Annotated in this window: 25 protein-coding genes and 1 tRNA gene; 17 read left to right on the top strand and 9 right to left on the bottom strand. The window is 52.7% G+C overall.

What is annotated here, in order from left to right; genetic code table 11:
- Positions 1–927: a reductase gene (locus tag ACNSOI_RS16195; protein WP_106694099.1), complete on the bottom strand. Its 927-nt coding sequence runs from the start codon at positions 925–927 to the stop codon at positions 1–3.
- A gap of 39 nt (positions 928–966) precedes the next feature.
- The gene (locus tag ACNSOI_RS16190; RefSeq protein WP_420194544.1) at positions 967–1797 is read right to left on the bottom strand and encodes an SDR family NAD(P)-dependent oxidoreductase; all 831 of its coding nucleotides are present in this window, start codon (positions 1795–1797) and stop codon (positions 967–969) included.
- Between the two features lie 166 nt (positions 1798–1963).
- Here ACNSOI_RS16190 and ACNSOI_RS16185 point away from each other — a divergent pair, with 166 nt between their 5' ends.
- Positions 1964–2587: a TetR/AcrR family transcriptional regulator gene (locus ACNSOI_RS16185; RefSeq protein ID WP_106694097.1), complete on the top strand. Its 624-nt coding sequence runs from the start codon at positions 1964–1966 to the stop codon at positions 2585–2587.
- Between the two features lie 226 nt (positions 2588–2813).
- Here the strand turns inward: ACNSOI_RS16185 and ACNSOI_RS16180 are convergent, their stop codons facing one another.
- On the bottom strand, positions 2814–3080 hold the full coding sequence (locus ACNSOI_RS16180) for a type II toxin-antitoxin system RelE family toxin (protein ID WP_420194543.1): 267 nt from the start codon (positions 3078–3080) through the stop codon (positions 2814–2816).
- Positions 3025–3315 (bottom strand): type II toxin-antitoxin system Phd/YefM family antitoxin, encoded by a 291-nt coding sequence (locus ACNSOI_RS16175; protein ID WP_011786787.1) that lies wholly within the window; start codon positions 3313–3315, stop codon positions 3025–3027. Before ACNSOI_RS16175 ends, ACNSOI_RS16180 begins: the two co-directional genes overlap by 56 nt.
- A 240-nt stretch (positions 3316–3555) precedes the next feature.
- Between ACNSOI_RS16175 and ACNSOI_RS16170 the strand changes: the two genes are divergently transcribed.
- Both ACNSOI_RS16170 and ACNSOI_RS16165 read left to right on the top strand, forming a co-directional pair.
- Positions 3556–3945: a hypothetical protein gene (locus tag ACNSOI_RS16170; RefSeq protein WP_146136800.1), complete on the top strand. Its 390-nt coding sequence runs from the start codon at positions 3556–3558 to the stop codon at positions 3943–3945.
- Between the two features lie 28 nt (positions 3946–3973).
- On the top strand, positions 3974–4645 hold the full coding sequence (locus ACNSOI_RS16165; protein ID WP_420194542.1) for an SOS response-associated peptidase: 672 nt from the start codon (positions 3974–3976) through the stop codon (positions 4643–4645).
- Positions 4646–4819: 174 nt separating this feature from the next.
- Here ACNSOI_RS16165 and ACNSOI_RS16160 read toward each other — a convergent pair whose 3' ends face one another.
- The 3 genes from ACNSOI_RS16160 to ACNSOI_RS16150 form a co-directional block, all read right to left on the bottom strand.
- Positions 4820–6559: an ATP-dependent nuclease gene (locus ACNSOI_RS16160; protein ID WP_420194541.1), complete on the bottom strand. Its 1740-nt coding sequence runs from the start codon at positions 6557–6559 to the stop codon at positions 4820–4822.
- A 166-nt stretch (positions 6560–6725) separates the two neighbouring features.
- The gene (locus ACNSOI_RS16155; protein ID WP_420194540.1) at positions 6726–7814 is read right to left on the bottom strand and encodes a hypothetical protein; all 1089 of its coding nucleotides are present in this window, start codon (positions 7812–7814) and stop codon (positions 6726–6728) included.
- Positions 7815–7959: 145 nt separating this feature from the next.
- A complete protein-coding gene (locus tag ACNSOI_RS16150; protein ID WP_420194539.1) occupies positions 7960–8193 on the bottom strand; it encodes a DNA-binding protein in 234 nt (77 codons plus the stop codon).
- Between the two features lie 149 nt (positions 8194–8342).
- On the opposite strand from ACNSOI_RS16150, the gene ACNSOI_RS16145 reads away from it, so the two are divergent.
- The 14 genes from ACNSOI_RS16145 to ACNSOI_RS16080 all read left to right on the top strand — a co-directional run bounded on the left by ACNSOI_RS16145 (position 8343) and on the right by ACNSOI_RS16080 (position 17385).
- Complete coding sequence (locus ACNSOI_RS16145; RefSeq protein WP_014420425.1) at positions 8343–8546, top strand: hypothetical protein; 204 nt, start codon at positions 8343–8345, stop codon at positions 8544–8546.
- Positions 8543–9010: a hypothetical protein gene (locus tag ACNSOI_RS16140; RefSeq protein WP_420194538.1), complete on the top strand. Its 468-nt coding sequence runs from the start codon at positions 8543–8545 to the stop codon at positions 9008–9010. The genes ACNSOI_RS16145 and ACNSOI_RS16140 overlap by 4 nt, the downstream gene beginning before the upstream one ends.
- On the top strand, positions 9007–9270 hold the full coding sequence (locus ACNSOI_RS16135) for a hypothetical protein (RefSeq protein ID WP_420194537.1): 264 nt from the start codon (positions 9007–9009) through the stop codon (positions 9268–9270). Before ACNSOI_RS16140 ends, ACNSOI_RS16135 begins: the two co-directional genes overlap by 4 nt.
- Complete coding sequence (locus ACNSOI_RS16130; protein WP_420194536.1) at positions 9267–9617, top strand: hypothetical protein; 351 nt, start codon at positions 9267–9269, stop codon at positions 9615–9617. The genes ACNSOI_RS16135 and ACNSOI_RS16130 overlap by 4 nt, the downstream gene beginning before the upstream one ends.
- Positions 9614–9880, top strand: coding sequence for a hypothetical protein (locus ACNSOI_RS16125; RefSeq protein WP_420194535.1), 267 nt, complete (start codon positions 9614–9616; stop codon positions 9878–9880). The genes ACNSOI_RS16130 and ACNSOI_RS16125 overlap by 4 nt, the downstream gene beginning before the upstream one ends.
- A gap of 385 nt (positions 9881–10265) precedes the next feature.
- The gene (locus ACNSOI_RS16120) at positions 10266–10565 is read left to right on the top strand and encodes a hypothetical protein (RefSeq protein ID WP_106693789.1); all 300 of its coding nucleotides are present in this window, start codon (positions 10266–10268) and stop codon (positions 10563–10565) included.
- A 201-nt stretch (positions 10566–10766) separates the two neighbouring features.
- A complete protein-coding gene (locus ACNSOI_RS16115) occupies positions 10767–10988 on the top strand; it encodes a hypothetical protein (RefSeq protein ID WP_106693790.1) in 222 nt (73 codons plus the stop codon).
- Positions 10989–10998: 10 nt separating this feature from the next.
- Positions 10999–11268, top strand: coding sequence for a hypothetical protein (locus tag ACNSOI_RS16110; protein WP_106693791.1), 270 nt, complete (start codon positions 10999–11001; stop codon positions 11266–11268).
- Between the two features lie 522 nt (positions 11269–11790).
- Complete coding sequence (locus ACNSOI_RS16105) at positions 11791–12771, top strand: hypothetical protein (protein ID WP_420194534.1); 981 nt, start codon at positions 11791–11793, stop codon at positions 12769–12771.
- A complete protein-coding gene (locus ACNSOI_RS16100; protein WP_106693793.1) occupies positions 12771–13091 on the top strand; it encodes a DUF2523 family protein in 321 nt (106 codons plus the stop codon). Before ACNSOI_RS16105 ends, ACNSOI_RS16100 begins: the two co-directional genes overlap by 1 nt.
- Positions 13088–14380, top strand: a complete 1293-nt coding sequence (locus ACNSOI_RS16095) for a zonular occludens toxin family protein (RefSeq protein ID WP_420194533.1) — start codon at positions 13088–13090, stop codon at positions 14378–14380. The genes ACNSOI_RS16100 and ACNSOI_RS16095 overlap by 4 nt, the downstream gene beginning before the upstream one ends.
- Positions 14381–14507: 127 nt before the next feature.
- The gene (locus ACNSOI_RS16090; RefSeq protein ID WP_420194532.1) at positions 14508–15773 is read left to right on the top strand and encodes a hypothetical protein; all 1266 of its coding nucleotides are present in this window, start codon (positions 14508–14510) and stop codon (positions 15771–15773) included.
- Positions 15770–16735, top strand: coding sequence for a phage integrase (locus ACNSOI_RS16085; RefSeq protein WP_420194531.1), 966 nt, complete (start codon positions 15770–15772; stop codon positions 16733–16735). Before ACNSOI_RS16090 ends, ACNSOI_RS16085 begins: the two co-directional genes overlap by 4 nt.
- A gap of 14 nt (positions 16736–16749) precedes the next feature.
- Positions 16750–17385, top strand: a complete 636-nt coding sequence (locus ACNSOI_RS16080) for a hypothetical protein (protein ID WP_420194530.1) — start codon at positions 16750–16752, stop codon at positions 17383–17385.
- A 69-nt stretch (positions 17386–17454) separates the two neighbouring features.
- On the opposite strand, the gene ACNSOI_RS16075 is transcribed toward ACNSOI_RS16080, so the two are convergent.
- A tRNA-Phe gene (locus ACNSOI_RS16075) sits at positions 17455–17530 on the bottom strand.
- A gap of 118 nt (positions 17531–17648) precedes the next feature.
- A complete protein-coding gene (locus tag ACNSOI_RS16070) occupies positions 17649–17921 on the bottom strand; it encodes an oxidative damage protection protein (protein ID WP_061332992.1) in 273 nt (90 codons plus the stop codon).
- Positions 17922–17951: the final 30 nt, after the last annotated feature.

Raw genomic sequence — 17951 nt, 5'->3', positions numbered from 1 at the left:
TCAGGCGGTCGGGTGATAGGTGATCTCTTTGACCCAGCTGGGTACGGCCGGAAACGCCTTCCTTGGAATGACGTCAGCCACCTTCACCAGGGCATCAATGGGCGCGTGGTAGAAGCGTTTTTTGCGGTCGACCACGAACCGGCCGTGGTGCTTGATGATCTGGAACCAGGGGTTCCTTCGGCCGTCCCCAGTGCGCCCTCCGATCTTTTCGAATTTGCGCATGGCCTCGTACAGCTTCTCCTCAGGCAAGCCCATCTCGACAATGTTGTCCCGCATCTTGTTAAGCAGCGGAAAGTAAGAGGCAATGCCCAGAATCAGTCTCGGGTCCATCAGCTGCGCGGTCATCCGAATAAGCTCGATGTAGGTTTTGCCATGGCCCTGCATTTCCATCACGGTGAAACCCACGCCAAGGTGGCGGGCCTCATCACCATTGATCAGTTCGAAGGCTTGATGGCACACCGGGTCGTCTACCGTATCGAGAAGGAACTTGCACAGCGCGCCGTCGAGCGCGATTTCCAGCATGGGTACCACGGTGCCTAACACATAGACCGGCTGATCATCGGCAAACCTGTCCAGCCACTCGATGACCAGCCTCAGGTTGTTGTTCGGCTCCGGCAATTCGCCATCTTCCAGCATGCCCCAGCGTTTCATTAACGCCATTTCGGCGTTGGCGTGGCGCTGTTCTTCAGCGTGGAAATAGGTGTAGATCTGGCGCAGAGTGTCGTCCGGCGCTTTCTTGGCCATGGCGGCAAAGGCCCTGGCACCCACGTGCTCGATCCACATCAGGTCTGCCATGAAGGCTTTCAGTTTTGGCCACTGTTCAGGGGTAATCAGCTCAGCGCCCGGAGCATCCCAGTCGACATCCGACAGGCTCCACTGAGTGTTTTTGATCTTTTCCAGCATGTTATCGAGATCAATCTTTGCCATGTCAGTCTCCTGGCTTGTGGGGAGTGTTAAGGCCTGTCATCAGACGAATTTGGACGTCATCCGGCGATTAATAAGCCCAGTAATCGCCGCATAGGAATTCGGCAGCAGACGTTTGATTCGCCAGATCATGCGGGCATCGACCTGTGGCATAACGTAAAGCTGTTTGTTATCCAGGCCATCCAGAGCCATGCGAGCAACCTTGTCGGCGGACATGCCGATGCGGTCCATCAAGCGGTTAAACAGGTCATTGGATTCGCCCTGTATGCGGCCGTTGGCCGAGATGTTGGTTTTCACGAGGGTAGGGCACAGCGCGGTGACGCTGACGCCGGTGCCCGAGAGCTCCGCTGCCAGGGTTTCTGATATCGCCAGCGCGGCGGCCTTGGTGGCGTTATAGGGGCCCATGAGCGGTGCCGCGGAGAAACTGGCGGTTGAGGCCACATTGATAATGCCGGCCTGCTCCTGCAGGCGCAGCCGGGGGGCGAACACGTGGCAGCCATAGACCACGCCCCACAGGTTGATGTTGACCGTCCACTCCCAGTCTTCGATCGATGTTTCGCCGATGGTTTTGCCACCTACGCCAACACCGGCGTTGTTGATGACCAGGTTGACCGGTTCTGGCAGCAGCTCGTCGGCTTTATCAGCCAGCGCCTGTACCTCCTCCAGCTTGCTGACATCGCAGGCGACCGCCCAGGCCTGGCCACCAAGGCGGCGGACTTCGCTGGCGGTTTGTTCCGCGGCGTCCAGATTGATGTCAGAGCACACCACAAGGCCCCCGCGCCGGGCGAGTTCCAATGCCAGCGCTTTGCCGATGCCGCTGCCGCTGCCAGTGATGACTGCACGGGCATTTTTAGTCAGAGAGTTTTTAAGCATGAGGATTTCCGCAGTTTTGACGTAAGTGTGACGCTGCCAGGGCTTGTGCCGCCCGAAAGGGACAAAACCAGTGCCGAATAGGCCTGAAAGCCTTGCCCTGCTTGTGTTCGCGCCCAGCTGACTGCAGATTAGAGCGAACGCTTGTTCGGATTCAATTCGGAAAATTATGCCCAGGAAACCAAAACAGGATCGCTCGCGCGCCACGGTGGATGCGATTGTTGAAGCCGGGTTTATTGCCCTGAGTCAGCGGGGGCCTGCCGACACCACAACACGTCACATCGCTGAAATAGCAGGCGTGGGGGTAGGTTCGCTGTATGAATACTTCGAGAACAAACAGGCGATCTTCAACGCCATGAGCCAACGCTTCATCTCCGACACAGCGGCGATGATCAAGCCGTTAACGCCAACACTGGTACAGATGCCCATTGATGAGGCGATTCGCACATTGCTGAACCAGTTCCGGAGTTTTCTTGAGCAGGACGATGGCCGGTACCTCAAGTGTGTGCGATACGCCATGGCGGTGGACTTTGAACTCCACCTGGACCCGCTCTACAAGGTGCTCAACAACGTCATCATGCGCTACCTGATGGAGCACCCGGAAACCCTTCGGGTTAGCCGCATTCCAGCGATCACCTACATTGGAATTAATGGCGGCATATTCGCCGTTATCCGCCATTTGTCGGACCCGGACCCGATGGTCAGTTTCGATGAAATGGCGGACGGACTGGCGAGTATGATTGGCCATTACATAGCGGCGGAGTTGTCGCTTTTGGGGGATGTGGTGAGATAGTCAGGAAGAAACGGAGAGGGCAGAAACAACAAAACCCGCACAAGGCGGGTTCTGTCTGAATTCTTAATGGTGCCCGGAGGCGGAATCGAACCACCGACACGGGGATTTTCAATCCGTGTCACAAGCACCTCATAACGCCGCATAACTGCACAATCAAACGCTTACGATAATCAAAGACCACTTGTGCCCACATAAAACCGCAATTACGTGGACACTTCGTTGACACCTAGAATGACTGATAAACGGTGTCTCTCCGGCCGACGGTGATCACCGTAACGACCACTTTCCCATCGTCCACATGGTAGACCAGGCGAAAGCCTTGGGATCGCAGTTTGATTTTGTAGAAATCCGAAGAACCCTTGAGCTGGTGCTTCGGGATTCTCGGATTCTCCAGGCGGCGTTCCAGAATGTTCAGAAACTCTGCCTGGATTGTAGGGTTAAGCTTGTTCCACTCCTTGAGCGCTTTTTTCTTGAATTCCAGCTCGTAGCTCATTAATGCTCACCGGTATTGATTCATCATCCATACGCTTGCGAGCCTCCTGGAGTAATCGGTAATCCTCAAGCTGCTCTTGCATCTGTTCGAATGTCTCGACAGGCACCATATAGGCTCTTGGCTTGTTGTGACTCAGGATCACAATCGGTTCGCCATTAGCCTGGTTGAGCACCTCATTCGGATTAGCCTTCAGCTCCGAAATAGTGGCCGCAAGCCTCGCAAATAGGCTTCTCATCTCTAATCTCTCCTGTGCCGCACTCGTTCGTCTTGGCCCGCTCATCATCGGTAGCCTTCACATGGCATCACTCAGGGCATCTCGTCATTATCTGGGCACCCACCCATAATACCAAAAAATAGACCCAAAAAAAGACCTAAATAGAGGTCGTATCCTTGCCTGTTCGCCAAATTCCTGTGTTGTGTTGCTACCTAACAACCGCATTGGGTAATCTTCACATAACCATTTTCAAAGGAGTGAATGATGTCCTGGTTAAAAATCTTCTCTGCAGTCCTTGCCGCGAACCTCGCCACAGCCGTTATCGGCTTCCTGGTTTCCACCTTCCTGTTCGCAAGCGCTATGAATATGACCATGTCAGCTGTTCAGGATCGAATGTTTGGTGGTCACGTTACGTTCGGTTCAACACAAACCGCGCCAGACCCTGAAGCCGTTCGGGCTATGAACGAAAAGTTGAAGCAACAACGCCTGGAAAGAGAAGCCCAAGCCCGTCGTCAACAGACACTGAGGGAGCGGCAGCAAAACGCACAGCGTATCAACGCCGAAACGTGCAACTTCTGGCGCCAGCAGTACCAACAGTCACCAACAGATATGAACAAAGCCTACAGAGACTCAGCGTGTTCTAAACTGTAGAAAACCTGCCGTCTCTGAGGTGCTTCATGTGCGGCCGATTCAACGTATCCGACGACCCCTAGTCCAGGGCCTCCTGGAAGAACTCGGCATCCCGCTCCGGATAGAACCCCGCGTTAACATCGCTCCCGGAGCTAAAGCCCAGATCGTCTACGAAACCCACCAGAGCCGCACCCTGCAGGACGCCATCTGGTCACTACTCATAGAATGCAAACCAGACGGCACCGGCTACCGCCCCTCACCAAAGTACAGCACCTTCAACGCCCGATCGGGCAGCCTGGGCACCAGTCCACTCTGGAAGAAACGCTTTCACAGCCAGCGGGCCATCATACCGGCCAGCGGCTTCCATGAATGGACAGGCGAGAAAGGCCACAAACAGTGCTACAACATCCACCCGGCCGACAGCGCCATAGCCTTTGCCGGCCTGTATGAGCTGTGGGACTTCCAGGAAGAAGTGGTACCGTCGTTCACCATCATCACCCTGCCACCACACCCCAGGTTCAGCCACATCCACCCGAAAAGCATCCCGCTCATGCTCAACCGGGAAGACTTCGACATGTGGCTGGACCCAAGCCTGACCAACACAGACCCATTCCAGGACTTGCTCAAAACCCGAATCCGGCAACCTTTGCTAGTACAGCCCATAAAGTCACCCGCCACCCTGGAACAAACCGGCCAGGTAGTACGAATCGAACCGGATTGACTGGTATCACAGAAAGGGAAATGTAGGAAAAGTCTCACGTGGGATTAAGACAAAACGCAAAAACGTCACCATGCCTATCGATGCACCGGCGGGGGGCGGGCAGCATTAAGCGTCAAGAAAATGTGCCAGCATCCAAGCGCTTTGTGAGTAAATTCCTTCTTTGTCGATCTCCTGTTAGAGAAAGTCTGAACATACTGTTTCGATGAAATCTCTAGCTTTCAGTAATTCTGGGCCAGCGAGATTGTAGTTGGATAAGACTTTTCCTACCCATTCCGGACCGTGGTCGCTTTCACTTTTTACAAATGATTCGGCTTCACCCTCCGGTACTATATAGATGTCAACGTCTTTGAATTTATTGATGATGTTTAAGGTGGATTTGTAGACATCTCCTTTCAAAATTCCTGAGTCCAAGCCACCTTTTTTTAGTTGCTTCCAAACTGACTTGGCTTTTATTGTTTCAATTATCCTTCTCTCTGTTCTCTTTGTGATATATTTCGACTCTTCGTTTCGAATCAAAGCTTCGATTTCCGAAAGAGCTTTATCTTTCATTATTCTAGTACCATCAACTTTGGTTGCGCCATTCAGGGCGCTCCAATCTCCTTTTACGTGATTCCAGTCGCCGCCAGCGACTTCAAGAAGTTCTCTTGAAGTGTTCTCTTCACATAATAGATCAATGTCGCAAATGGCTTTAGTCTTTACGCCAAGTCTTTTGAGTGCGGCCACAGCAGTCTTGATTCTATGTTTTCCTCCACAATGGGTGAATAGAACGTCCGGAGAGATATCTTTAGCTGAACATATCTCTTCAAGTATGGCTGAATAGAATCTGCAATCGGAATCGGACTCACAAATGATTGTGGTGCTGTGAAATATGCCATCTAGAATGTTGGAATATCTAAGTAACGGGTCATTCCATAAATTTGATATGTCATCTTTATGAAGAACTTTTGGAATGTTGATCGTTCCCTGTCTTTCCAGTCTTATGATTTTTATCTGCCTGTCGTTCTTTGATATTGCAGATCTAAGCAAATCCCCGCTGTGCGTCGATATTAAAGTTTGAAAGGCTTCTTTGTCTCGATTCGTCAGGCTGTCACCCAAAAGCCTTATCTGAACTGGATGAAGAAATGCTTCTGGTTCGTCTATTAGTACTAGTTTTCTTTGATTAATCTTGGTGCTTAATAAAATACTAACGAAACTTCTCATTCCATCACCTTGCTCTTCAAGGCGAGGGAGTTCCCCAATACGTTCCATGATTTTTGTATCGAATCTTTTTTCTTTATAGCTCTTTTCGTAGACTGAACCTATAGTAATTGGTGTGACATTCCCAGCATTTCGATCTATATAGATTGGCTGTGAGAACGCCTTTTCGAAAAGATTGCAGATTTCATCTTCTTTGTCGGGAAACTTTTCCAGAAAATGGATTGGATGTGACATTGGAGATTTTTTGAAATCAATGCGTGTTGCAGGATTAGAATCCGTAAGCCGTGACTCTGTATTTAAGTACTTGCAAACAAGCCCCGTAAGGTGACCTAAGCCTGTTCCACGTTGATTGTACACTTGTCTTATGTTGCTTTCGGCAAGTCCTGCGTTTCCGATTTGATATACCAGTTGTTTGTTTTGGTTCAGGATTTTTGAACATTTTTCTTTCACGTATTTTGTTGTTTCATTTAAATCGGAGTTGAATCTATATTTTATTTCTTGCAATACCGTTTTTGCTGCTGAGTGGGATCGTAATTGTGACTCAACTTCTTTTAGTGTTGCGCTTTTCCCCGAGTTGTTGGGGCCTACGATAAAGATCGTTTCGTTTTCTTCTATTGGTATTCGCGTTCCGCTCGAGAAAACTAATTCCTCTAACGCAAAATCCAGTGTCACAGTGTCATCTTTGACGTTTTCTTCTTGATGTTGTGAGTCGCTCATAAGTCATTCCTTGCCTAAACTGCTTTTCTGGTTAGCTAAAGGTGCTCTAAGTCAGCGCTAGAAATTTCTTCTGATAGATGCTACTTGTTGTCAATTGTCGGTTTAACGCCGTCATTCCGAATTGTCTGAATCCGTTTAATTAAAAGCTGATCTCTGCTGTTTTATTTTAATTGTTTCTTTTTAGTTTATCGGAAATTTCGAGTAGGATCTCTGCAGTATTCATTGGTGTTTCTTTTTGGTCTTCGTCAGTGATGCGTGTTACTGCAAATAGTCTATTAGACAGGTGTACCTTTATTTTATCCTGGTCGCTCTTGTCAAGCGAGGATATGAATGGCGATATTGCCTTTAAATCCAACGATTTCTCTAGGTATGAGTTTTGTTTTTCTCTATGTCTGCTTGATTCTTTTGCAAAATAGGCTGCGGGTAAGGTTACAGCGAATATTAACCCAACTCTCAAAATTGAACTTGCCCAGTTGTATTCGTGAAACGATGAGTCAATAACTGTTATTGCAATTATGGAAATCGCAATTGCCATTGATATTACCGAATATTTTCTAAGTTGATCGGCAACCTGTTCTTCCTTTGCAGCGCGTTCTTCGTAGTTTCCTGAAAATACGTCCTTTGAAATTGACTCAGTTAGTGAGTCTACCTCTATCTTTCTATTCGCTAAATAGTTCTCTGTTTCTGTATATATTGTTTGTATTTTTTCAATTTCTGCGGCAATTTTTTTCGATATGTTTTCACTTCTTTGATCAAGGGATTCGATCTGATCTTGAATCTTTGCAAGAGAGTTCGAGTTTCTTTTCCTCTCCGTTTCAAACTCGTTTATTGTCTTTTTCAGGCGCTTTTCTAGATTTTCGTGTTCGGAGTCAAAGAAATCGGAGTTTCCCGGTATATAAAACTTTCCGCTATCTATTGATGAGGAAGTTTTATTGTTCATGTCACCTGAAATCATTTTTACGGTATTTGATATGTTTTTAGATATTTCCAGGCTTTTGGGCGTGGAGAAATCGGAGTTGATTATAGCGTCAGCAACAACAGCTGCTCTAATGAGTGTGGAGTTAATTGAACTTCTCAGGGATTCTGCAGACGCATTTTTGGTTATAGCATTCTGTAATTTTTCCCAATGCTCCTCATAAGTTTTGACCAATGCTCTAAACGTTTCGGGAGCCCTTTCTTCTATAACTTCATTTGCGGCTTGGCGAGTCAGATCATTTATATATTTTAGGTTTATTAGGATGTCATGTTGATCCATTTTTAATGGTTACTCTAAAAAATGAATGAAGGATGTCAACCTGAAACCGCCACCACACACTACGACGGCCAGCCCTTTTGTTCTTGTGGTTCCCCTCGTCGGTCTCCATACCAAGCCTGGGCGATACGTGCAGCCAGGCAGAAACCTATCCTGTTTTCAGGCTGTTCTCTGAGCGGGCTTTGTCCATCTCTGGGCTGATTTGACCAGCTTCCGGAATCGTTTGCCCTGTCATTATCCAATACGAAAACTGAGGAAACGCCTGGTTTAGTGCTTCCAGGTAGTCCTCGTTCACCTTCTGTTTTCTTCCTCTGATATTGCCCCACTTGTACCTGTCGATCCCAGTCAGCTCCTCCATTCGCTTAGAGGTCAGGTCGAGCACATCGAAGATTTCTATTATCCGTTCTCTGATCATAGTTAACTTAAAATAGTAAAATGTACTCACTATGCTAGAGTAAGTAGTATATACTCAGTACTTAGTCAGGGTTACTGAGTGAATATGTGCAAATCAGTGTAGCAGAGTGCAAAACAGTGGACGAGCAAAAACAGATCATTCTGATAGCCACGCCGGTAATGAGCCAGGAGCGCTACGCCCAACTCACCGGGCTCACGGAAGGGCAGGTAAGGGGCCAGATCGAAAAGGGCCACCTGCCGTCGCTCAAGATTGGCCGTGTGAGGATGGTGAACATCGCCGCCCTGTCGCAGCGCGCACTGGATCAGGAGGACTGGCAATGAAGCACCTGAACCGAGTCGGACAGAAAGCCCAAACCATCGTTCGGGTGGCCCATGAGAAAGGCCGTACGCTGTCCTGCACCGTCTTCTTCTTTAACGGCCATGAGTTCGTTGCGTCCTCTGAACGCCTTGGCCCGGCCCGTATGGTGGCCCCAGGCACAGTGGCCGTTAGCGCTTCTGGCCGCCAGTGGATCGCCATCGGTGGTGACCACGTCAACGGTGCGGCTGGCTGGGCCTTCGTCTCTCCTTATATCGACCAACCAGCCATTGACGGTGACGCCGTCCGCTTCAACGACAACGCCAAGTCCCTGAAGATCCGCTCCAGGCTGGACGCCTACCTGGACTACTACCAGGAATGCAAAGGCGTACTGCCTGCTGTCGTGGTACTTCGCCGTGAACAACTGAGTGCCTGCGGTGTACTTCCAGGACAAGTCTATAAAGGTGTGCGCCTGGAGGCCTACGTATGACTCCCTCCATCCGCGAACTCAAAAAGCATCAGATCCGCACCCTGTTCAACGTCGCCATCCAGCTGCTGGACAACGGCGACCGGGAAACCGCCTTCGAATGCCTGATCAAGATTCAGGGCATGATGGCCGCGTTCGAACAGCTGGATAACGTGCTCTGTGCCTACGCCAAGCTCGCTGAATCCGCCTTCATCACCTATGCGCAATCCCGGTCGATCAGCCCGTTCATGCATACCGTACGCATGGAGGCCAGCATCCAATGATTAAGACTCGATACCAGAAGCCGGGGCACGGCATGACCCTATCACCGGCCATCAAGGCCGCCAGTTTCGCCTTCCAGGGCCCACGCCCGTCCTCTGCACTCACCCCAGACACCCTGGAAGGCCTTTTTGATTCCCTCCTGCAGCGTCTCAGCCACCTGCAGGAAGTACGCACTGACTACCCGTGCGACTACATGGCCCGCTGCAAAGCGAGCTTCACCGACGCCCTGATCCACGAACTGGAAGCCCGCGGCCACCACAGCCCCGCGTTTGACCGCCTCATTCAACTGAGGGACGCCTGGGACTGCGGCCAACTGGACCTTCCCAACGTCACGGAGACCGACCAATGAGCCCCATACCTCCCCGTCAGGACCAGGTAGAAGACAAAGAGCGCCGTTTCTACGTGTGCGCCCCGTCCTCCATCTACCTGCAACTGCAGCAAGAAGCCATCCAGCGCGGCACTGACCTGTGGACCCTCGGAGGTTCCGTCCTACGCGCCTGGTTAGAGGCCGGCTGCCCGAACTTTGGCACTCAGGCCCAACCCCCTGAAAAGCCCTCGAGTCCGCCCCCGTCATCGTCACCACTCGCGCACGAACAGGGGGACGCTCAGTGAGCGCTGCAAGGCTGGCGCGCAGCGCCAGGGCCAAAGGCCCCCTGGCCTTGTGGCGGTCAGTGAGTGGCCCACAGTGCGCATCCAGAGTGGTGAGGATGTCGGGGGAGGACGGCCGCCCCTTGATTCCGAACCATGAGCAAAGGCGGCAAACGGAGTGCGCAGGTCACTGCAGTGACCGGAGGCGACAGGGATCGTCACCCGTAAGGGTGGACACCTTAGTGTCCAGGAGCGCAGCGAGTAGAGCCCGCCCCGAAGGGGTCGCAAACCAGAATCAACTGACCTTTCCCAAGCAGAACCCGAAACGTCAGTAACCGAAGTAAACCCCCGGCCCAGCCGGATAACGCAACCAAAGCAACACCCAAACGAAACCAAGAGGACAAACACCATGGAAAACCACCTGAACCTGATGGTCATCGGCGCCACCCGCTACGACATCGACGGCAATAAAGGCGGCTCCTTGTGGGCATACGCTCCTGCAGAAGCAGACGACGACAACCGCGTTGGTAACGAAGTCATGAAAATCGCCTGCGACTACAAGCACATCGACCAACTCAGAAACCACGCTGACCGCCTCCCGGCCATGTTCACCGTCAAAGCCCAGATGAAAGCCGGGCAGGGCGGAAAAGTCACCTTCAAAGCCCTGGAGCTGCGGCCCCAGGACCAAACCAAAAAGCCGGCGGCGTAAGGAGTAGGGCACCGTGGACAGGTTTCTCACCCTCAGTTGGGCCGGAAAACTCCTAGCAGTTTTCGTACTGGGCCTTTTCTGCGGAATGGCAGTCATGACGTTTCTCGTTGCAGAGAACGTGGACACCTACCTGGAACACCACGGCTGCCCTACGGAACAGGCCAGCGGCATCGACGCCGGACACCCGCTGGGTAACCGGCCATGAACGTCATCACCTGCGAAGGTGAATGGATACAAGGCGCCCAGGGCATTGAATGCACTGGCACCTTACACAGCATTCCTTACCAGGACGTAGACGTCCTGTTTCAGGAATACCTGGCCCCCGACCCCGCCATCATCGGAGTCGTGTCAGGAGTAGCCCTGACCTTATTCGTCATTGGAGTCAGTGCCGGAAGGGTCGTTCAAATAATGCGTAAAACGTGAGGTATTCAACATGAACGAAGTTATCGAAATGGAAAAGCAAAACCAAGGTAAGACCTGGGCAATGGCCCGCTCGCGCTTCGGCAAAGGCGTCGCCAAAGTGGGCGTTGCGCTCTCCGCAGCCACCTCCTCCGTGGTGGCCTTTGCGGCAGACCACAGCGCTGCCATCGACGCAGCGAAAGAGGACGGCATCACCAACGCCGGAGCAGCGGTAGCCGCCGTCATTGCCCTGGCAGCCGTAGTCATGGGTGTAGGCATCGTCCTGCGCCTCATGAACCGGTAAATGCTGACCAGCGTCCTGATAGCCTGCCTCTGGGTAGGCTGTCTTGTGTCCGGCTACCGGACTGTGTAAGGGCCGGATTCCGGCCCTTTTTAGTTGGTGAAGGCTATGCGTTTATCCGCCCAATTACGTTTGATGCTACTGCTCAGTGTTCCGCTGCTATCTTATGCCGGTCAGGAGTCCGAAAAACTTGACGGCTCCGTTTTGTGGACGACAGCCTACACGTGCCAAGTCTCTGGCTGCAGCCCCGGCGTCTATCAGCCACCTTGGGATTCTGCGCTATCGTCTTGCCAGCAAAGCCGGCCTGACCGGTATTGTTATCAGATTATTGAAGAAGAGGGCAGCTTCACCAAAACAAACAATTATCGTGTCTATCATGCGCCTTTCCCGGTTTGCGAAGAGGTACTGACTCACGAACCAGGTGGCTCTATCGACGGCCCTGTCTGCGGAACCTGCTATGCCGGCTACATTAGAGCCCAGGGACCCTACGCGTTAGGTCAGCCGTTTGAGGCGGGTTTCGAATGCATGCGCAACCGCGAACCCAACGAATGCCAGTACCTCGACAAATACGAAGTGACCACCAGCCAGGGCGCCTACTGTGTCAACGAATGCGCCCAGGGCTCCCTTGACAGCAAATGCCTCCTGGACATCGAACCCGAAGACCCCGAACAACCCGAATGCGGCCCTGACCACCCCGAATTCAAAGGCGTGATCGGCTACGGTGGAGAAGCCGCCCTGGTCTGCGGCACCCCCGAAAACCAATGCCCCACCGGCTCCTCCTACGGCTTCATGGAACAGAGCGACGGCAGCTACAAAGCCTCCTGCTTCCCCGCCGAAACCAACCCGCCCCAATGCCCTGGGGGCTCCGCCGTGATCATGGGCAAAAACGGCATCTCCTTCCAGTGTGGTGAAATCCGCAACCCCGACGCCACCCCCGAAGACCTCCACGACGCCATGAACGGCGACAGTGACGGAGATGGAGAAGGCGACATCACCGGCATCACCAACCAGCTCAGCAAAATCCAGGAACTGCTGAACCGAGGCAACAACAACACCAACAACATCAACGAAACCCTCAAAGGCATCGGCAAACAAATCCAGGACGGCACCGGCGCCATTAAAGACGCCATCGGCAACATCCCCGGCGGTGGGGGAGGCAGTGGCGGCAACGGAGATGGCAACGGTGATGGCGATGGGGAACAAGAAAACCCCGTCACCTGGAGCGGCGACCCCATTACCCTCGAAGTCGGCGACGGCCTCGAAGAACTCAACGCCATCCAGGGCGAATACGAAAACCTCATCGCCAACATCCGCGCCGAAATGAGCGCCGCTTTTGGCTCCTTTACCGGATCAGGGGGCCTTGAAGACAACGAAATAACCCTGTTTGGCCATACCTTCAACGCTGGACTGTCAAGGTTCGGGGCGGATCTTTCCATCATTGGAACGATCATCCTGTTTGCGGCGACATTCCTGGCACTCGGCATCATCATGGGAGCAAAAGACTGATGGAATTCATCGCTAACTTTTTCGACTCAATCTGGATCTTCTTCGAAAGCCTCTCCGACTTTGCCACCGACATACTCGTCAAAGTCTCCGCGTGGTACGTCATCTGGGTCACCAAAGCCAAAATCTACTTCGTTGGCTTCTCCTGGGAAGTGGCCCAGGAAGTCCTCAACCAACTCAACATCTCCGCCACCATCAACCAGTATTGGGGCTCCATCGACTCCAAAGTCATGGGCGCGCTGACCTTCTTTAAAATCCCCGAGGCCCTCAACATCATCCTCAACGCCCACCTGACCCGGTACGTCATGGGAGTGTTTAAATGACCATCAACATCCACCACGGCCCGCCCGGCTCCTACAAATCCGCCGGCGTCGTCCAGCGCTACGTTATCCCCGCCCTGACCGGCGAAGACAGCGATTACCCCGACGGCCGCTGCGTCGTCACCAACATCCGTGGCCTGGACTCCATCGAACGGGTAGAAGAAGCCTTTGGCGTCACCTGCGGCCCCGAATCCCGAATCATCAACCTCGAAACCGAAACCCGGGACGCCCTCGAATACGCCGCAAGGTGGTTCCACTGGGCCCCGATCGGCGCCCTGATCGTCCTGGACGAAGCCCAGGCCGTGTACCCGGCTGCACGACGGGATTTCAAAATCGAACACCTGGACTACCCCGGCGGCAAAGAGGCTGCCCAACGCGACAACCGCCCCGCCGACGTTCTCCTGGCCTTCGACATGCACCGGCACTACAACTGGGACCTCTTTTTATGCACCCCCAACATTGCCAAGATCCACAAAGAAATACGCCAAAGCGCCCAACAGGCATTTCGACACTGGCAAATGGGGCACATCGTGCCCTGGAAGAAAAACAGATGGAGGGAACTCGAACATGACCCTGAAAACAGCGGAAAAGCTACCTCCCATAGCATCGGTGTCCCAAAAGAGTACAAGGTCGACCTCCGCGTCTTCCAATGCTACCAATCGACCAAAACCGGCAAGGCCAAAGGGGTGGTCGGGGGTCATTCAATGCTTGCGGATCGAAAGCTACAGATGGTCGTTCTTACTATCGTCATTTGCCTTGGTTATCTCGGCTACTCTGCGAACACTATCATTGAGCGTGAAAAAGCGCGCTTCTCCGGTGATCCGGTGGCTGTTCCACAGACTGATACGCTTGATGGTCGCCCTGACCCTGATGGTCTTGATGGGAGCCGCGTTCCGACTGATCGCCCGCCTGAGCGTACTCTGAACTCAGCCCAGAGCCGACGAAACACCCCCTACCAACAGAACGCACCGGACTCACGCCAGCACCTGGAACACCCCTTCGCCGATGTTGAGCTGCGCATCTCCGGCAGCGTTAACCGTCTCTACCTGTTCCAGGGCAAAGACCTGCAAGGTGAATTTGCGCTCACCCAACACGATTTGGCCAGCTACGGCTACCGCGTCCTGTACCTCAGGCGGTGTCATGGCCAGCTCTGGTGGGAAGGAGAGCCCGTCCAGGAGCTGTACTGCCAACGAATGCGCAGCCATGAGCCTGAACCACGGCCAACCGTTGAACCGGCGATGTTCCCGCCCCTGATTAGCACCACACAAGCCCCGGCAGCGGCGGAGCGCTAGCGACGATGCGCGAGGAGCAAGCGCGAAGGCGCTGCCGGGGCGAAGCCCCAGAGACGTCCCTGTAACACGTCTCATAGAAAACGACGACAGTCGATTTAACACCACAGACATCCACAGAAGGCCACAGATGAAAATCAAAGACTTTGAAAGAATGGACATCCGAACCGGAGAAATCGGCAAAGGGGATCTGTTCATCGGCCCGGAAGGTCAGCAGGTCAATCTGCAGGACGTTAACGTACTCTGGACCGGCGTAGACACCGTCAGGCAACTGTTTGAGGGAAGACTCAAACCCGAACCCCTGGCCCAGATCGTCGAGGCCTACAACGAAAGCTACGACGCCACCATCACCGTCAAAGACATAGAGTTCAAAGTCCAGTCCGGCAGACGCGGTGGCTTCAAATACATCCTGCAAAACCGGGAATACGGCCTGACCATCCTCCTGCAGAACTTCTACGCCGAACCCGACAACCCCGGCACCCACGTTAAAATTGAAACCTCCCCCAGATGGCTCTATGAACGCTCCAGCCAGCAGATACACGACGAGTTGGCAGAGTGGGGCATGTACTTCCTGACCGGCATCAAACCCGTCGGCATCGCCCTACACCTGGCCGTCGACTTCCAGGGCTGGGAACCACCCCAAGACTTTGCCAGCCACTTCGTCACCCGCGCCAAAACCATCAGCGTCCACAACGGCCTCAGTGACCTGGTATTCAAAGGCCTCGACGGTGCCACCATCAACGGACGCGGCGAAACCTACACCTTCGGCAAAGCCAACAGCCTGCAGGTGTGCCTCTACGACAAATCTAAAGAAATCGACGTCAGCGACAAGCGCGCCTTCATGGAAAACATCTGGGAATGCGCCGTGAACGAAGACACCTTCCCGGACACCTGCTATGACCCAACCATTCCGGTCTGGCGCCTGGAAATCCGGTTCCATCACCGCATCGTGAACGAGATCTCCCAGGGTACCAGTGGCATGAAACCCATCTACACCTTCATGGACGCGGTACCGCACCTCACCGGCCTGTGGCAGTACGCCCTGAAATCCAACCGCTACGAAGTCAAACGCGAATGGTGCCACCCCATCTGGACGAAACTCCGCGACGACATTGGCTTTGGTTACAGCGCCCCGGATCTGCTCTACAAACGCGCAAAAAAGGAACCCGGTTGCGGCAACGAAAAGAACGTCTCCCTGGCCTTCGGCAATCTCCTGAGCATCTATGCGCGCAACCGATTTAACGCCAGACAGGCCTGGGATTGCCTCAAGAAATCCGGACTCTGGGAGGACTTGTGTAATTACTACCGACGACGGGAAATCTACGAAAACGAACTCTTCCAGCTCGTCCAAGACAGACTCACCAAACGACGACTATTGACCAAGGTGGCAGCATGATCAAAAAGCTACCTTCAGGACGATGGCAGGTCGATATTCGACAGGATGGACGCGGCTCAAAGCGCATCAGAAAGAGTTTCGACAGCAAGGCCGAAGCCAAGCGCTATGAACAACATTTGTTGCTACGGAAATCTGAGGACCAGGTCTGGAATCCTTCAAAGGATCGCCGGCGCCTTACAGATCTGATTCAGCAATGGTACGACTCTCATGGACATACCCTGAAAGACGGTGCCAGCCGGAAAAAGAAGCTGGATGACATAGCGCAACGCCTGCGAAATCCCAGGGCAACCAGTTTCAAAGTGTCGGACTTCGCCACCTATCGAAGAATCAGGATGGAAAACGACGGAGTAGGGGAGAACACACTCAACCATGAGCACACCTACCTGAGTGCCGTATTCAATGAGCTGATCCGGCAGGGTGAGTGGAGCCATGAGAACCCGCTAAAGAAACTGCGTAAGTTCAAGTTGGACGAACAGGAGTTGTCATTTCTAGACCAGGAACAGATAAAACGACTTCTGGAAGAATGCCAGGCATCATCAAATCCCAGTCTCTACCATGTCACCCGATTGGCTCTCGCAACTGGCGCCAGGTGGTCAGAAGCAGAAGGGGTCACGAAGTCGAATTTCACGCCACACCGGGTGACCTACAACTACACGAAATCCGGCAAGTCCAGGAGCGTTCCTATTTCAAAGCAGCTCTATGAAGAGTTAATAGAAGAAGTGCCCTTCGTCAGCTGCAGCGCTGCATTTCGGAAAGCCATAGAGAGAGCGGAAATTGACCTTCCCAGAGGCCAGCTCACGCACGTCTGCCGTCACACCTTCGCCAGTCACTTCGTCATGAAGGGTGGAGACATACTGACTCTGCAAAAAATACTAGGACATTCAGACATTAAGCTGACAATGAGGTATTCTCACCTTTCGCAAGAGCACATTATGCAAGTGCTTGAGTACACAGTTTTTTAGCTTTGGAGGATGGTTTGGAGCGCTCTACTTACGCAAAGAGAATGGTCGCACTTTTCGCCGTTTTTTTCTTTATCATGTTTGGTCCTTTTCTCGGTGTCGTGTTTTATTTCGCTATGAGCGCTTCGACAGTCGACGATTATCGATTTTATCAGGCCAGTGTTTTAAGTGCTTTTGCGGTGGTAGTAGCTAGTATCGGCATGATTCGCCAAGGCTTTGACAGTTCGTCTCGAGACCAGCTTAGTGACGTTCAGTATTTCCTGAGTCATATTTATTCAGTATGCAGTCGGGTCAGGGAGGTTTGTAAAAGCGGTGAATTCAATTCCGATTGGATAGATGAAAATTGGAGTGATCTGGATTCCCTGGCATCAGCAGTTCATGCTGCGAAAGAAGCTAGGGAGCGAGTTATAGATAAGCACCATTTATCAGCTACCAAGCATGCACTGAGAGTGGCATCTCTCAGCGTTCGGGCTTCTCTTCCGATAAGGGCGTTAGTTCTTGATTATTCCCTGGATAACGACATTGCTGATAATCAAGAGCACGTTTTCGCCACCATATTAAAGTTCGCCTATCTAGGTGAATATTCGTTGGAAGATCTCCGAGAGGACGAGAGGTTGACCGGTGAGGATATTAAGTTTATCCGCCAGTTATGAGTCGCGTGGACACTTCGTGGACACCAGAAACAACAAAGCCCGCGCAAGGCGGGCTAAGTCGTTGAATCTTGGTGCCCGGAGGCGGAATCGAACCACCGACACGGGGATTTTCAATCCCCTGCTCTACCAACTGAGCTATCCGGGCGTGTTGAGCTATGTGCTGCAACGGGGCGCTATTAAACCGGTTTAGGGTTGGGTAGTCAAGGCCGCCCGGCAAAAATTTTCAGAATCTTTTCCGGTTGTTCAGGCCTTGATCAGTTTGACTATTTTTCCGGTGGAACGTAGCCCTCGGCCTTGTCGAATGGCTCGTTGTTGAAGAAGCGTTCCATCTGTGCCTGAAGGTATTTCCGGTTGTTCGGGTCCATCATGCTCAGGTGCTTTTCGTTGATCAGCATGGTCTGCTGGTTCTGCCATTCTTCCCAGGCCTGCCTGGAGACGTTGTCATAGATCTCCTGGCCTTTGGGGCCGGGCATGGGGGGCATGGCCAGGCCTTCCATTTCTTTCTGGTATTTGCGGCAGAATACGGTGCGGCTCATGGCGGCTCCTGTGTTGATGTTCAGTTTGGC

Origin of the sequence: Marinobacter sp. GH_1 (genome assembly GCF_048595985.1) — a bacterium.
Classification (GTDB): domain Bacteria; phylum Pseudomonadota; class Gammaproteobacteria; order Pseudomonadales; family Oleiphilaceae; genus Marinobacter; species Marinobacter shengliensis.
Note: the sequence above shows the minus strand (reverse complement) of the source record. Positions and strands in the feature narration are given on the sequence as shown.

What these genes read in the sequence shown, in the direction of transcription:
- ACNSOI_RS16195 (WP_106694099.1), bottom strand. Translation starts at nt 927, where the DNA reads ATGGCAAAGATTGATCTCGATAACATGCTGGAAAAGATCAAAAACACT.
- ACNSOI_RS16190 (WP_420194544.1), bottom strand. Translation starts at nt 1,797, where the DNA reads ATGCTTAAAAACTCTCTGACTAAAAATGCCCGTGCAGTCATCACTGGC.
- ACNSOI_RS16185 (WP_106694097.1), top strand. Translation starts at nt 1,964, where the DNA reads ATGCCCAGGAAACCAAAACAGGATCGCTCGCGCGCCACGGTGGATGCG.
- ACNSOI_RS16180 (WP_420194543.1), bottom strand. Translation starts at nt 3,080, where the DNA reads ATGAGCTACGAGCTGGAATTCAAGAAAAAAGCGCTCAAGGAGTGGAAC.
- ACNSOI_RS16175 (WP_011786787.1), bottom strand. Translation starts at nt 3,315, where the DNA reads ATGAGAAGCCTATTTGCGAGGCTTGCGGCCACTATTTCGGAGCTGAAG.
- ACNSOI_RS16170 (WP_146136800.1), top strand. Translation starts at nt 3,556, where the DNA reads ATGATGTCCTGGTTAAAAATCTTCTCTGCAGTCCTTGCCGCGAACCTC.
- ACNSOI_RS16160 (WP_420194541.1), bottom strand. Translation starts at nt 6,559, where the DNA reads ATGAGCGACTCACAACATCAAGAAGAAAACGTCAAAGATGACACTGTG.
- ACNSOI_RS16155 (WP_420194540.1), bottom strand. Translation starts at nt 7,814, where the DNA reads ATGGATCAACATGACATCCTAATAAACCTAAAATATATAAATGATCTG.
- ACNSOI_RS16140 (WP_420194538.1), top strand. Translation starts at nt 8,543, where the DNA reads ATGAAGCACCTGAACCGAGTCGGACAGAAAGCCCAAACCATCGTTCGG.
- ACNSOI_RS16135 (WP_420194537.1), top strand. Translation starts at nt 9,007, where the DNA reads ATGACTCCCTCCATCCGCGAACTCAAAAAGCATCAGATCCGCACCCTG.
- ACNSOI_RS16130 (WP_420194536.1), top strand. Translation starts at nt 9,267, where the DNA reads ATGATTAAGACTCGATACCAGAAGCCGGGGCACGGCATGACCCTATCA.
- ACNSOI_RS16125 (WP_420194535.1), top strand. Translation starts at nt 9,614, where the DNA reads ATGAGCCCCATACCTCCCCGTCAGGACCAGGTAGAAGACAAAGAGCGC.
- ACNSOI_RS16120 (WP_106693789.1), top strand. Translation starts at nt 10,266, where the DNA reads ATGGAAAACCACCTGAACCTGATGGTCATCGGCGCCACCCGCTACGAC.
- ACNSOI_RS16115 (WP_106693790.1), top strand. Translation starts at nt 10,767, where the DNA reads ATGAACGTCATCACCTGCGAAGGTGAATGGATACAAGGCGCCCAGGGC.
- ACNSOI_RS16110 (WP_106693791.1), top strand. Translation starts at nt 10,999, where the DNA reads ATGAACGAAGTTATCGAAATGGAAAAGCAAAACCAAGGTAAGACCTGG.
- ACNSOI_RS16105 (WP_420194534.1), top strand. Translation starts at nt 11,791, where the DNA reads ATGCGCAACCGCGAACCCAACGAATGCCAGTACCTCGACAAATACGAA.
- ACNSOI_RS16100 (WP_106693793.1), top strand. Translation starts at nt 12,771, where the DNA reads ATGGAATTCATCGCTAACTTTTTCGACTCAATCTGGATCTTCTTCGAA.
- ACNSOI_RS16095 (WP_420194533.1), top strand. Translation starts at nt 13,088, where the DNA reads ATGACCATCAACATCCACCACGGCCCGCCCGGCTCCTACAAATCCGCC.
- ACNSOI_RS16090 (WP_420194532.1), top strand. Translation starts at nt 14,508, where the DNA reads ATGAAAATCAAAGACTTTGAAAGAATGGACATCCGAACCGGAGAAATC.
- ACNSOI_RS16085 (WP_420194531.1), top strand. Translation starts at nt 15,770, where the DNA reads ATGATCAAAAAGCTACCTTCAGGACGATGGCAGGTCGATATTCGACAG.
- ACNSOI_RS16070 (WP_061332992.1), bottom strand. Translation starts at nt 17,921, where the DNA reads ATGAGCCGCACCGTATTCTGCCGCAAATACCAGAAAGAAATGGAAGGC.